The organism is Litoribacter ruber (assembly GCF_018449405.1).
Classification (GTDB): Bacteria; Bacteroidota; Bacteroidia; order Cytophagales; family Cyclobacteriaceae; genus Litoribacter; species Litoribacter ruber.
In genome coordinates this window covers 64794-78708 of the sequence record NZ_JAHCMY010000006.1, presented here as the reverse complement: position 1 = coordinate 78708, position 13915 = coordinate 64794, and the positions used below count along the sequence as shown (strand labels likewise).

Here is a 13915-nt window from a genome sequence, read left to right as displayed (position 1 = left end):
TCTATTTATTTTCTTTAGTGAAAAATCGTCCAATAATATCGCACTTCATTTCGGTTTCTTCCCATTCCTTTTCAGCAATGGAGTCCTCCGTGATGCCCGCACCCGCATAGAGGTAGGCATGATCGCCCATTAGTTGCGCTGTTCTGAGATTGACAAAAACAGAAGTGGCATCCTGCACATTTACCGGGCCAAAATAGCCCGCAAAAAGGGTGCGCTCAAACCTCTCATTCGCGGAAATAAAGTCTAGGGCAGCTTGCCTTGGCATGCCGCAAACAGCCGAGGTAGGGTGCAGCAGTTCCAGCATGGTGGAACCTAGCTGGGGGAAATTGGTAGTCTCCATGTCCACAATAAAATCAGAGCGTAAGTGCAGAAGATTGCCCGCCAATACAGTTTTTGGCCCTTTTTCCTCATACTCCCTGAGCCTGATTTTTTTAAATGAGTTTACTATATACCTACTCACCAATGCTTGTTCCTCGATTTCCTTTTGGGTCCAGGCGGCAGTTTTGAGAGGATTGTCACCGATTGCTTTTTGGGTGCCAGCCAGAGACATGGTAGAAAAGGTATTGCCTTCGGTTTTGATCAAGACTTCGGGACTTGCACCCATCCAGGTGCCGAATGCCGGGCTATGAACAAAGTTTATGAAAGCATTGGGGTATGATTCGCAAAGCTTTAGGAAAGTCTGGCTCAAATCTAAATTTTCATTCAATTCCTGCTTTTTAATTTTGGCTGGCACTACTTTAATCAGTTTCCCGCCATTAATCTGGTCAATTCCTTTTTGGACTTGATCGATAAAGTCTTCCTTACTGGTCTCCTGAACCTGAAGTCCCTTGGAGGCTTTCTTGATGCCCTCTCGAACTAATTTTTGGAGTTCTGTTTTAGAAAGCGTCGTGTTTTCGACAAAGGGATGGTTTTCTTCCAATTCCACCGGAGTACCCAAATCAAGGCTATAATATTCCTTTGCTTCCAAGAAAAAATAGGAGGGGGAGGTGCCATCCTCAAAATTATGGGCTATAAATCCAGCGGGCAGTTCTTTCAACTGGGGCATTCCTTGGCGCAGAACAGGCTCGGAATCTATGATGATTTCTACCTGATTGGATTTAGGCTTTCTCCAAACAGCAAAATTAAAACCTTCTTGAAAGGCATATTGCAGCATCAAGTCCAAATAGGACTCGTGAGTGATTGCTTTAATACTCGAAGTTGTCTCCATATTATCCCTTATCCAGTACCGCCAAAGTCAACCGGCAGATACAGGTCATTTCATTTTTCTGGTTATAAATCTTGATTTCCCAAACCTGGATTTTGCTTCCGAGTTTAATAGGGGTAGCGATTCCTTTCACCAAGCCGCTTTTGACAGCTTTGAGGTGGTTGGCATTGATGTCCAGCCCCACACAATGTTGTATTTCCCTGTCTAAAACAAAGTTTCCGGCCACACTACCGATGGTTTCGGCAAGCACCACATTTGCTCCTCCATGCAACAGTCCCATAGGTTGTTTGGTTCTATGGTCTACGGGCATAGTAGCTGCAAGGTGATTTTCTCCGATTTCTGTAAACACTATCCCCAGGTATTCCACCATGGTATTTTGGCTCATTTGGTTTAGGGTTTCGAGTTGCAGGTTTTGGGGAAAGATCATGAAATGTTGGATAAAAAGCCTTTTCTTTGAAAATTGAAAGCAAAAATAAAGAACTTTTGGCCACGAAAAAAATATACATAGTCCGTCATGGACAGACAGATTACAATTTGAAGGGCATAGTGCAAGGCTCGGGAATTGATGCACCTATCAACAGTTACGGCCAGGAGCAGGCCAAGGCATTTTTTGAGGCACATAAGCATATAGCCTTCGATAAGGTGTATTACACGGCTCTACAAAGGACCAGACAGTCCATAGCCGGGTTTTTGGAATTGGGTATCCCGAGTGAAAGCCTTCCGGAAATGAATGAAATCAGCTGGGGTAAATATGAAGGGGTTCCTATGACTCACGACGAAAACCAGTATTATCTGCACATGCTTGAAAAATGGGCGTCTGGGGATCTTGATTATGCCATTGCTGGGGGCGAATCTCCCAATATGGTGAAGCGGCGCCTCAAAAAAGGGTTGAAGAAAATCCTGCAGGATGGGGAGGAAACAGTACTGCTGTGCATGCACGGCAGAGCGATGCGGATGCTGCTGAGTGTGATGCTACATTATCCCTTACAATACATGGATTTATTTGAACATCAAAATCTCTGTTGCTATGAACTTACCCTGATGGGTAATCTGCAGTTTAGGCTGGATAGGTATAATGACACTTCCTATTTAGAATAAAAAAAGCTCCATTTGGAGCTTTTTTTAATTTGCGACTAGGGAGAGAATCCCTTTCTCTTTCTTTTTCTTTCCGTTGTCTTTTTTATTGTCCAATTGGGCAAGCAGGGCTTGATAGGCAGACTTGCTCTCATTGAGGTCTACGATTCTAAAGGCTACCTCCTGAAGCGAAAGTGTGGTATTTCTGTTTACCCTAACCAACAATTCGCCCACTTGACATGGATCCATGTTACAGTTTGGGATAGTCATTAATAGTACCGACTCGCTGTTGCCAGAATATGTTTTGGTAGTAAACATCTGGTTAAAAGTAAGTTCAATGTACTCTGGACTAGTCTTAAGCTCTTTTAACTCCTCTTTATCAAAAATGATAAGGAATGTTCTATCTTCTGGGTTTTTTGCAAAAACAGAAGAAAATATGGTAAGCGTTAATATGGCAGTCAGTAGTGTTCTCATAATATCGAATATATAAAAATAAACGTTTTTACTCTAATGTATTGTTCAATTCTACAAAAAATATGCAAAAAAAAAGCCCGAATTGCTTCGGGCTTCATTTTATGCTTTTCTTTTTTTCTTTGGCGTAGTCTCATCTTCGATTTCATCCTCTACACCTGCGAGGATTCTACCGCAGTGCTCACATACAATAAGCTTCTTTTTCTCTCGGATATCAGCTTGTCTTTGTGGTGGCACGATGTTGAAACAACCTCCGCAAGCTCCTCTTTTAACCATTACTACGGCTAGGCCGTTTTTGGCATTGTTGCGGATTTTCTCGTAAGACTTTAATAGTCTGTCCTCGATTTTCTTGCCGGCGTCTTGTTTTTCGCTTCTAAGTTTGTTCTCTTCAGATTCGCTTTCCGAAACAATTGACTTCAACTCGTCTTTCTTGGTATCAAGATCCTTCTTACGGTCTTTCAAAGTTTCTTGTAGGGCATCTACATCCTGCTTTTTGGACTCGATTCTGGCTTCTGCTTCACCGATTTTCTTTCTGCTTACCTGAATTTCCAGATCTTGAAGTTCCAGTTCCTTAGTGATGGCGTCATACTCTCTGTTGTTTCTGACGTTCATTTGCTGTTCCTGGTATTTTTTGATCAGCTTTTCTGAGTCCTTGATAGCTTCTTTATGCCTCTTAATTTCATCTTCCAAGGCCGTAATGTCAGTCTGGAACTTCTCAAGGCGGGTTTCATAACCTATGATCTCATCTTCTAAGTCTTGAACTTCTTCTGGAAGAGCTCCTCTGATTTTAAAAATAGCATCTAGGCGGGAATCAATTTTCTGAAGGTTGTGTATGGCTTCAAGTTTCTGTGCAACTGTACTTTCCATGTACTATATATAAGTTATGGGATTCGAAACTACTTTTGTCAAATAGAGTGCAATATTACTAAAATTTTGTGACAATTTCTCTTTTAATAAATCTTTTGTATAAATTTCGCTTTCGTAATGGCCTATGTCTGCTAAAATGATTTGACCGTCCGCGTCAAAGAATTCATGATATTTTACATCGGATGTGACAAATACATCAGCTCCGGATCGGATGGCAGCTGGCAAAAGGAAGATGCCTGCTCCCCCGCAAACCGCCACTTTTCTCACAGGTTTGCCCCTCAACGCAGTCCTTTTCACCACGTTTAGATTCATTTTCTTTTTAAGTTGGGCAAAAAAGCTTTGCTCATCCATATCTTCTGGAAGTTCGCCAATCATGCCCGAACCGATTTCCTGATCTGTGTTTTCCAGCGATTGAAGGTAGTAGGCCACCTCTTCGTAGGGATGAGCTTTCTTCATGGCGTTTAAAATCTTTCCCGATAGGTACTGGGGAAAAATCACCTCAATTCTTGCTTCTTCCACTTCCTCCTCCTTTCCTTGGCTTCCTATGGTTGGGTTCGCTTTTTCATTGGGGGTGAAGGTGCCTGTGCCTTGAAGGAAAAAGCTGCAGTCTTTATAATTGCCTATTTGACCCGCTCCGGCCTGGAATAGCGCGTGGCTCACTTCTTCCCTTGATGCCAATGGAGCGAAGACAACCAGCTTTTGCAACATCTGTTTCTTGGGACTTAATATTTTGGTGTTTTCCAAGCCTATCATATCGCAGATTTTCTTGTTCACCCCAGTGGAGACATTGTCCAAGTTGGTGTGGATTGCGTAAATGGCGATGTCCTTTTTGATGGCCTTTATAATCGTACGTTCGATATAGTTTTTCCCGGTGAGACTTTTTAATCCCTTGAAAATAATGGGATGATGGGCAACAATCAGATTGCAGTTGAGTTCAATAGCTTCATCCACCACGGCTTCTGTAGCATCGAGTGTACAGAGCACCCCTGTTACTTTAGCTTCCGGATCGCCTGTGAGAAGTTGGGCATTGTCGTAGCTTTCCTGATAGGCTGGGGGAGCCAAGGTTTCCAGGTAGGATGTTATATCTCTTATAGAATAAACCATATATTTGTCTTTGCTTAATTGAATGTTCGGTAATCAAAATTAACAAAATTTTCCCCAATGCGCCCATTTGACCCCGTCTTGTATCCATTTGCCCTGCTTTATGATGGAATGACCAGGTTGAGAAACAAGCTTTTTGATATAGGGAGCAAAAGAAGTGTAGTGTTTGAAATCCCGACCGTGGTGGTGGGTAACCTCGCCTTAGGAGGTACTGGCAAAACCCCCATGGTGGAATTTATTATCGAAAGGCTTTCCAGTCATTATGAAATCGCCACCCTGAGCCGCGGTTATGGCAGGAAAACCACCGGGGTGATCATAGCCGATCAAGATGCCACGGCAGAAAAAATAGGGGACGAGCCTTTTCAGATTTTCACCAAGTTTGGGGAAAAAGTGCATGTAGCCGTGGGCGAACAACGGGTGATGGCCATCCCCCAGGTCATCATGGAGTTCCCCGGCACAGATTTGATCCTCCTCGACGATGCTTTTCAGCACAGGTATGTAAAAGGTGATTTCAGTATTCTGCTGACTACTTTTCAAAAACCATTTTTCGATGACAAGGTGGTCCCGTTGGGAACATTAAGAGAGCATAGAAAAGGAGCTTCCAGAGCCCAGGCTGTGGTGGTGACCAAATGCCCGAACGAACTTTCGGAGAAAACCAAGCAGGAATACCGAAGCAAAATAGCCAAATATGCGGTGACTGATACCCCTGTTTTTTTTGCCGGATTAAAATACGGTGACCCTTACGAAATTTTCCCGACAGGAAGAAAGCTGACCAAAGATGTCATTCTCCTTACCGGAATTGCTGATAACAAAGTGCTCAAAGAAAGGCTGGAAGGGCAATATAACCTGAAATACACGTTGGAATTTGCGGATCACCATAAATATACCGAGGAGGATGCCGGCAAAATCAGGAAGGCTTTTCAGGAGTTTGGAGGAAATGAAGCGGTGATTTTGACCACCGAAAAGGATATGGTCAAACTAAAAGACAGGAAATTTGCCCATTTATTGGAGGAAATTCCGATTTTTGCAATTCCGGTCAAGGTGGATTTTGACCACAAAGATGAAAAGCTGCTGATGGACATGATCCAAAAAAGCATAATTGAAAAAGATTATAAGCGTGAGGTTTAAACATTTTCTCATCCTTTTTTTGGGCATTTTAGGCTTTTGTCTTCAGGCAAGCGCCCAGGTCACTATGCCTCCCCCTCAGGGTCAGCAGCGCCCCCAGCAGCGACAGGCGCAGGATCCAGACGAAGACCAAGAGGAGGCGGGACCCCGAAGAGGTATCCTAGATGACTCCACCAAGCAGGTGTATGGGCCACGCACCACCCTGTATTTCAAAGAAAAACATATCCGGCACAATAGGTTTGAGCTTACTGAGATAGACACGGCTTTGACCGGTTTCCATAATTATGAGCCCGTGGCCAGGCACTGGTATAGGCATCAGGATTTGGGTAATATAGGGAGTGGTGCAATGCCGATTTTCTATGAAATCCCCGGCCAGATCGGAAGGACTTCAGGTTTTCATGCCTACGATTTATATTACAATTCTCCCGATAGTATGACGTATTTCGATACCAAGTCGCCTTATACTAATTTGGGGGCCTTTTTTGGTGGGGGAAATCGCAATATGCTGGATGTGGCATTTGCCCGAAACATCAATCCCAGATGGAATGTTGGGTTTAATTTTAATACTATCAGAGCCAGAAAAGTACTGAACCCCAGCCGTAGGGATGATAACATGGCTGTGCAGAACAGCTATTCTATCCACACCAGCTACCGTTCAGAAAACGAGAAATACATACTTCTAGCCAACTTCTCGAGAATGAAGCATACGGTCAATGAGCAGGGGGGGATCATTCCACCTGAAGTGGACAGCACCTCGCTTTATTTTACCTATGAGGATTCCAAAATGTGGCTCCGTAATTCCCAAGCCAATGATCTGAGGCAGGATTACCACCTTTACCACCAGTATGAAGTAGTGAAAGGCTGGCAGATTTACCATGTCTTTGACAAGAAAAAGCAAGAGGTGTCATTTGTGTCCGACATGGCCGGATCAGATAACTTGTTTTTCGACCAGTTTAATACCAACAGGTTTCATGTTGGTGAAGATGGTGACCGTACCGATAGTACCCGAAATCTAAGCCATTTTTCGGAATGGCGAAATGAATTTGGTTTCAAAGGGGATATTGGGCCGATCTATTATAATGCATTCATGAAATTCCGGACCGGCCGGATGGCAAGCCCCTACTTTGAAAGCAACAACAGCTTCAATGAATTTTACATCGGTGGCGCTCTCCGCGGTCAGATAAGCGAAAGGTGGTATTTTGAAGGGGAAGGGGAGTATTTCATTCCGGATGCCTTTAGAATCAAGGGGCTTTTTAGGTCGCCTTATCTGGATTTGACCTATACCAAGGCCCTTTACCGTCCTACTTTGATGCACCTGTTATACCGTGGCAACCATTTTCAATGGACCAACGACGATCTTTCCAACACAGGGGTGGATCAGATCACCGGACAGTTGAAGGCCGATTTTGGACCGATTTCGATTAGGCCATCACTTACTTTGAATAGAGTGAGCAATTATATTTATTATAACCAAGAGGTGGTGCCGGAACAAACCGCCGCCGATGCCTTCATGGTGATCCCAGGGGTGACGGCCAATCTCTTTTTGGGTAAATTCGCTTTCCAGAGTGAAATCTATAACACCACCATTACTGGAGATGGAGCCGACAATTTCCGTATCCCGGAATGGTTTGTCAACTCCAGGATTTTCTATGACAGCCCTTGGTTTGATGAGAACATTTTCGTGCAAATAGGAATTGAAGGTAGATATAGAAGTGAATATTTCGCGCCAGCCTGGATGCCTTCCACCCAACAGTTTTACCTGCAGGACAATTTCTTGGTGCAGGGGTATCCCGTGGTTGACTTTTTCTTCAATTTCCGAATCAACAGGACCAGGATATCCATCCGATACAATCATTTGAATGATAACCTTTTGGAACAGCCTGGCTATTTTGTGACACCAGGGTATACGGGACTGAAAGGAATGCTGGATTTGGGGATCAATTGGTCCTTCTTTGATTGATAAAAATGAGTTGGGAAGAAAGTACAAAGAATAAGATGTTGAACTTGCAGCTGCCCACCGATCCGCGATGGGTGGACATTGCAAGTATGAATTTGGGTGATATTTTGGTTGATCACGCATATTGTGAGCAAAAAGCGGCCAGTTCGTGCATCAGCCTTATCTTGAAATACCCGGATCTGGAGCTTTTGGTGGATACGCTCACTCCTGTGGTAGCCGAGGAATGGGCCCACTTTGAAAGGGTGATGGACCAGCTCCGAAAAAGAAATATTCCATTTGGCTGGCCAAGAAAGGATGAATATGTAGTCAGATTGGCTCAGTTTGTCAAAAAAGGTGGCAATCGCATGCAGCAACTCACAGAGCAACTGCTGATGAATGCCCTGATAGAAGCCAGGAGCTGTGAGAGGTTTAAACTCCTTTGGAAAAACCTCCAGGATGAAGAACTCAAGAAATTCTATTATGAATTGATGGTGTCTGAAGCCGGGCATTATGTGAATTTTTTGGAATTGGCGAGGCATTACCAGGATGAGGCAAAAGTGGAAGCCCGATGGAAAGAATGGCTAGCCCAAGAAGCCAAAATTATCTCGGAATTGGAAATGCGGGATGATAGAGTGCATTGATAAGTTTTTTTGACCGTTGAAAAAGAGTAAAGACAGGTTCTATGTACTCTGGAGTTTTTTAGTTATACTTACATCCGGTATTTTTATTACAGAATGAATCTTCTTGAAAACATAAAGGAAGCGTTACGCTCCGTTCAGTCCAATTTACTCCGAACAATCCTTACTGGGTTGATTATTGCCATTGGAATTACCTCCCTGGTGGGCATGCTTACCGCCATAGATGGAATGAAAGCCCAGATTGAGGAGAGCTTTGCCGGGTTCGGTGCCAACAACTTTGATGTGAAATCAAGGTTTTCGAATGGTGCAAGAGTGACCACGGATGGTGTGGCTCAAAAAACCTATCCGCCGATTTCTTACAGAGAGGCCACCGCCTTTAGGGACGAATACTCCCAAAGAGGTGTGGTAACCGTGTTTTCCAATTTTTCCGGAGCCACGGAGATCAAGCGGGGTTCCAAAAAAACCAATCCAAATAGCAGAATGATTGGCGGGGATGAAAATTATTTTTTCATCAAGGGTATTAAGATTGAACAAGGGAGAAACTTTAGTAATTCCGAGATACAATTTGGGAACAATGTATGTGTAGTGGGCAAGGAAATCGTATCTGCCCTTTTCGAGAAAGGGGAGGACCCGATTAATCAGCATATTACTTTTTATGGTAGCAGGTATACCATCATCGGGGTGACTGAGGAGCAGGGGAGTGCCACTGCCGGATCCGGCCCTGATAGGGCTGTGGTGATTCCTTTGGAAAATGCCAGAAGACTCGATCGAAATGGGACGTTCCGATATGCCATTACGGCTTCTTTATCTGACCCAGGAAAAATGGACTACGAAATGGGCCATGCCACCGGTGTGATGCGGAAAATCCGCCAAGATAGGATTGGGGATGAAGATAGCTTTGAGATCGTCAAGAGCCAGACATTGGGAGAAAGCCTAGAGGAGGTAGCCGGCTTTTTGCGCATTGGCGGTTTTGGAATTGGCTTCATCACCTTGCTGGGTGCAGCAATAGGTCTAATGAATATCATGATGGTATCGGTGACCGAAAGAACCCGGGAAATTGGCGTGAGAAAAGCTTTAGGGGCGACCCCTCTTAGAATCAGGCAACAGTTTTTGATCGAGGCGATAGTAATCTGCCTTCTGGGCGGTCTGCTTGGAGTGCTGTTTGGGATTGGAATCGGAAACGTGGTGGCCAACTTGGTTGGGCCAGGCGGGTTTCTGGTGCCTTGGCTGTGGATCTTTGTGGCCTTCGGTATCTGTATCTTGGTGGGCTTGCTAAGTGGTTTCTTTCCGGCATACAAAGCCAGCAAACTCGACCCAATAGAGTCCCTCCGCTACGAATAATCAGACCACGTCCGTGTTTCTAGGATCCGGGCCGTATTTGTTTGGCCCTACAGTCCCCTCTTTAAAAGTCAGGTAGATAAATCCTATGAAGTTGATAGGGGGAGGTATTAGTAGATAGAGTGAGTATTTCCAGTCCAACTCAATGTCGTGTAACCTTCTGATGGCAGCTACCATGAGAAACACAATGGTGGTGACCAGGATGATTCCAAAAATGGCAAAACTGACCCAGGCCTGAATTTCCAAAGATTCGTACATCTTCAGCAGGCATAAAAGGTTGATGAAATAAAAAACCACAAAGAGGACCAGAAACTTTCTTCTGGTAATCCTGCCCGTAGGTTCCAGTACATTTTTCATACCTGAAAACCGTTGATAATCAGTAGTTAAACGTTTGCTGTAGGCAGGATGTTTAGACTTTGGCCTATAAAATTCTTAGTGTTTTTCGTATACGATTTCAGGCTCTTCGATATCCACCGAGCCCATTTCATTGATCTCGACCAGTTGCACCAACTTTGTCTCATTGATCAGCATGGGGTCATACTTAGCGGAAACCCTGATGTAGTTTTCCGTGAAACCATGCATTTTACCCTCTTCCACATCCTCTTCAAACAAAACCGTATAAGTTTTGCCCAGATTTTCTTGGTAAAATTGCCTTCTTTTTTTCTCAGAAAGAATCCGTAACATTTTGGACCTTTCATTTCGAACCTTCATAGGTACCACCCCGCCCATCTCAGTCGCCCGTGTATTGGCACGTTCAGAATAGGTGAATACGTGTAAGTAGGAGATAGGGAGTTCATTAAGGAAATTATAGGTCTCCAAGAACAGCTCTTCAGTTTCTCCGGGAAATCCAACAATCACATCCACGCCAATGCAGCAGTGGGGCATGAGGGTCTTAATCTTGGATACACGGTCCTCATAAAGCTCACGCAGGTAGCGACGGCCCATAGCCCTTAGCATAGTATTGCTTCCAGATTGAAGTGGGATATGGAAATGAGGAACAAAACGCTTTGATCTGCTAACAAATTCTATCGTTTCGTTAGTCAAAAGGTTAGGCTCAATGGATGAGATACGGAAGCGGTTGATTCCTTCAATTTCATCCAATGCAGTTACCAGGTCTGCAAAGCGCTCTTTTCTCTTGCCATCCTGGATTCCAAAGTCGCCGATGTTGACGCCAGTCAGTACCACCTCCTTCACATCGGAAGCGGCAATTTCCCTGGCAGAATCTAAAATGTTGGCGATACTGTCACTTCTGCTTTTACCCCGGGCAAGAGGAATAGTGCAGAAAGCACAGCCGTAATTACAGCCATCCTGAACTTTTAAAAAGGTCCTGGTGCGGTCATTGATGCTGAAAGCGTTGTTGAAAACAGTGGCTTCCTGGATCTCGGAGGCCAGCACTTTGGCTTCTTGCTCTTTGGCAAAGCCGTCAAGCAATTCAATAAGTCTAAATTTTTCGGCCGCCCCTAATACGGCATCCACCCCTTTGATGGTGGCGATTTCCTGAGGTTTAAGCTGGGCATAACAGCCTATAATAGTCACATAAGAATTAGGGGAAATCTTTTTGGCCTCCTTGACGATCTTTTTACATTTTTTGTCGGCATTCTCGGTTACCGAACAGGTGTTGATGATGAAAATGTCGGGAGTTTGGTCAAATTCGACCTTCTGATACCCCTTATTTTCAAACATTCTACTTATTGTAGAGGTTTCTGAGTAATTGAGCTTACAGCCTAACGTATAAAATGCTACCTTCTTCAAACCTAAATCCTTGATGCTTAATTAATCCGCAAAGGTAAGCATATTCCCTTAAGATTTCAATCCGGTATTTTTCTGTATTGATTTGATTGCAAACCATAGGGTGGATCAAAAAAGAAGGGTTTTATCTGTAAAATTTGATAAAACTCTGAAAAATGGTTTAATTTTTGACCATTTTTGCATAGTAAAAATAAATATTGTTAGATTTGTGTATTAAAATCAAACCACATAAATAAAAAATGGCAACTTTAAGACAAGAAGCACTCAAAATGGTGCAACAGAGGGAACGGGTAAGTGTAGTCGCTCCTTCAGCCAAAATTTCTGATTATTTCGGCAGTCAGGTTTTCGGACTCAAGGAGATGAAGGAAGCTCTGGCGCCAAACGTTTACAAAAAAATAAGTAATGCAATTGAAAAAGGCGGGAAAATTGACACTAGCACCGCCGATGAGGTTGCTTCTGCCATCAAAACCTGGGCACTTTCCAAAGGGGTGACCCATTACACTCACTGGTTTCAGCCACTAACAGGCTCAACTGCCGAAAAACACGATACCTTTTTCGATGGAGGGTCCGGAATAGAAAAATTTAAAGGATCTGCCTTAGTCCAGCAGGAGCCAGATGCTTCCTCTTTTCCAAACGGAGGCATCCGGTCCACTTTTGAAGCCCGAGGTTACACCGCTTGGGATCCTACTTCTCCAATCTTTATTTTTGATAAAACTCTTTGTATCCCAACTATCTTCGTGGCCTTTACCGGAGAAGCCTTGGATTACAAAACACCATTGTTGAAGTCTATCGAAGCCGTCAATAATGCTGCTATACCTGTCTGTCAGCTTTTTGATAGGAATGTTAAAAAAATTACAGCTTCGCTTGGTGTCGAGCAGGAATATTTTGTCATTGACAGAGCGCTTTTTGCTTCTAGACCTGACTTGATCATGGCAGGTAGAACAGTTTTTGGCCATAACCCTGCAAGGGGACAGCAGCTGGATGATCACTACTTTGGGTCTATTCCAACGCGTGTTAAGGATTTCATGCAGGAGTTTGAGATCGAGTCCTGGAAATTGGGAATTCCTGTTTCCACGCGTCACAATGAGGTGGCTCCAGGCCAATTTGAAGTTGCCCCATTGTATGAAGAAATCAACAGGGCAACTGACCACAACCAACTGTTGATGGATTTGATGACCAAGGTGGCTGAAAAGCATAACCTTAAAGTTCTTTTCCACGAAAAGCCATTTGCAGGCCTTAACGGTAGCGGTAAGCACAACAACTGGTCTCTGATCACCGATACAGGGGTCAATCTTTTCCAGCCAAGTAATTCCGCACGCGAAAACCTTCAGTTCTTGACGTTTTTGGTGGCTACTATCAAAGCCGTTCATGACAATGCTGATTTGCTTAGAGCAAGCATCGCCTCTGCCGGCAACGATTGGAGATTGGGAGCCAATGAGGCGCCTCCAGCCATTATTTCTGTATTCCTAGGCTCTACTTTGACAAGCGTTTTGGATGAGCTGGAGGAAAATGGTAACCTCAAGATTGAAAAGGGTGATAACATGTATATGAAGCTGGGGATTAGCAAGATCCCTCAGATTATCCTTGACAACACCGATAGAAACCGGACTTCTCCGTTTGCCTTTACGGGCAACAAGTTTGAGTTCAGAGCCGTAGGTTCACATGCCAACGTGGCTGGTCCAATGGCAACTCTGAATGTCATCGTAGCCGAAACCCTGAAAACCCTTCATGCCGATGTGAAAGAAGAAATCGCAAAAGGCAAAGAGAAGAAAATCGCTATAGTTAATGTACTTCGTAAATATATCAGCGAAACCAAAAACATCCGATTTGAGGGTGACGGTTACTCCGAAGAGTGGGAACAGGAGGCAGAAAAAAGAGGATTGTCCAACCTGAAAAGCACGCCATTTGCACTTGATATTTTCGAGGACAAAAAGGTTAAAGAACTATTCAGCAAGCATAAGGTACTTTCTGAGATCGAAGTGGAGGCCAGACATGAGATCATGCTGGAAAACTACGTGATGAAGATTCAAATTGAATCCAGAGTTATGGGTGACTTGGCGCTTAATCATATTATTCCTACGGCTATCAATTATCAAAATAAACTGATCCAAAATGCCCAGGGTATGAAAGATCTAGGTTTGGATAATACTGCTGCTGTAGAAACCATCAAAGAAGTCAGCAACTACATCGAGTCGATCAAATCAAATGTCAATGCCATGATTGATGTGAGAAGAAGACTCAACAAGGTGACAGATGTAAAGGAAAAAGCCAAAGCCTATAGCACTGAAGTGAAGGAAGCATATTTCCAGAAAATCAGATACGCTGTAGACAAACTTGAACTCCTAGTGGACGATGAAAATTGGCCATTGGTGAAGTACAGAGAAATGCTGTTTTTGAAATAATCGCTGTAAC

Annotated in this window: 13 protein-coding genes; 6 read left to right on the top strand and 7 right to left on the bottom strand. The window is 43.8% G+C overall.

Features of this window, described 5'->3' with window-relative positions; all coding sequences use genetic code 11:
* Window position 1 precedes the first annotated feature (1 nt).
* Window positions 2-1207, bottom strand: coding sequence for a chorismate-binding protein (locus KI659_RS11935; RefSeq protein WP_213945581.1), 1206 nt, complete (start codon window positions 1205-1207; stop codon window positions 2-4).
* A 1-nt stretch (window position 1208) separates the two neighbouring features.
* Window positions 1209-1631 (bottom strand): hotdog fold thioesterase, encoded by a 423-nt coding sequence (locus KI659_RS11930; protein ID WP_213945580.1) that lies wholly within the window; start codon window positions 1629-1631, stop codon window positions 1209-1211.
* A 56-nt stretch (window positions 1632-1687) separates the two neighbouring features.
* On the opposite strand from KI659_RS11930, the gene KI659_RS11925 reads away from it, so the two are divergent.
* Window positions 1688-2302: a histidine phosphatase family protein gene (locus KI659_RS11925; protein ID WP_213945579.1), complete on the top strand. Its 615-nt coding sequence runs from the start codon at window positions 1688-1690 to the stop codon at window positions 2300-2302.
* 24 nt (window positions 2303-2326) lie between these two features.
* On the opposite strand, the gene KI659_RS11920 is transcribed toward KI659_RS11925, so the two are convergent.
* The 3 genes from KI659_RS11920 to KI659_RS11910 form a co-directional block, all read right to left on the bottom strand.
* Complete coding sequence (locus KI659_RS11920; protein WP_213945578.1) at window positions 2327-2752, bottom strand: hypothetical protein; 426 nt, start codon at window positions 2750-2752, stop codon at window positions 2327-2329.
* A 99-nt stretch (window positions 2753-2851) separates the two neighbouring features.
* Window positions 2852-3616, bottom strand: a complete 765-nt coding sequence (locus KI659_RS11915) for a zinc ribbon domain-containing protein (protein WP_213945577.1) — start codon at window positions 3614-3616, stop codon at window positions 2852-2854.
* Window positions 3617-3619: 3 nt separating this feature from the next.
* On the bottom strand, window positions 3620-4720 hold the full coding sequence (locus tag KI659_RS11910; protein ID WP_213945576.1) for a Nif3-like dinuclear metal center hexameric protein: 1101 nt from the start codon (window positions 4718-4720) through the stop codon (window positions 3620-3622).
* Between the two features lie 57 nt (window positions 4721-4777).
* Here KI659_RS11910 and lpxK point away from each other — a divergent pair, with 57 nt between their 5' ends.
* The 4 genes from lpxK (at window position 4778) to KI659_RS11890 (ending at window position 9757) form a co-directional block, all read left to right on the top strand.
* Window positions 4778-5845, top strand: a complete 1068-nt coding sequence (gene lpxK, locus KI659_RS11905; protein WP_213945575.1) for a tetraacyldisaccharide 4'-kinase — start codon at window positions 4778-4780, stop codon at window positions 5843-5845.
* Window positions 5817-7802 (top strand): putative porin, encoded by a 1986-nt coding sequence (locus tag KI659_RS11900; protein ID WP_317195969.1) that lies wholly within the window; start codon window positions 5817-5819, stop codon window positions 7800-7802. Before lpxK ends, KI659_RS11900 begins: the two co-directional genes overlap by 29 nt.
* 5 nt (window positions 7803-7807) lie before the next feature.
* Window positions 7808-8419: a tRNA-(ms[2]io[6]A)-hydroxylase gene (gene miaE, locus KI659_RS11895; RefSeq protein ID WP_213945574.1), complete on the top strand. Its 612-nt coding sequence runs from the start codon at window positions 7808-7810 to the stop codon at window positions 8417-8419.
* 93 nt (window positions 8420-8512) lie between these two features.
* Window positions 8513-9757: an ABC transporter permease gene (locus tag KI659_RS11890; protein WP_213945573.1), complete on the top strand. Its 1245-nt coding sequence runs from the start codon at window positions 8513-8515 to the stop codon at window positions 9755-9757.
* On the opposite strand, the gene KI659_RS11885 is transcribed toward KI659_RS11890, so the two are convergent.
* The gene (locus tag KI659_RS11885; protein ID WP_213945572.1) at window positions 9758-10111 is read right to left on the bottom strand and encodes a DUF805 domain-containing protein; all 354 of its coding nucleotides are present in this window, start codon (window positions 10109-10111) and stop codon (window positions 9758-9760) included. It lies immediately after the preceding gene.
* A gap of 75 nt (window positions 10112-10186) precedes the next feature.
* Window positions 10187-11506, bottom strand: coding sequence for a tRNA (N(6)-L-threonylcarbamoyladenosine(37)-C(2))-methylthiotransferase MtaB (gene mtaB, locus KI659_RS11880; protein WP_213945571.1), 1320 nt, complete (start codon window positions 11504-11506; stop codon window positions 10187-10189).
* 236 nt (window positions 11507-11742) lie between these two features.
* Between mtaB and KI659_RS11875 the strand changes: the two genes are divergently transcribed.
* Window positions 11743-13905 (top strand): glutamine synthetase III family protein, encoded by a 2163-nt coding sequence (locus KI659_RS11875; RefSeq protein ID WP_213945570.1) that lies wholly within the window; start codon window positions 11743-11745, stop codon window positions 13903-13905.
* Window positions 13906-13915 lie beyond the last annotated feature (10 nt).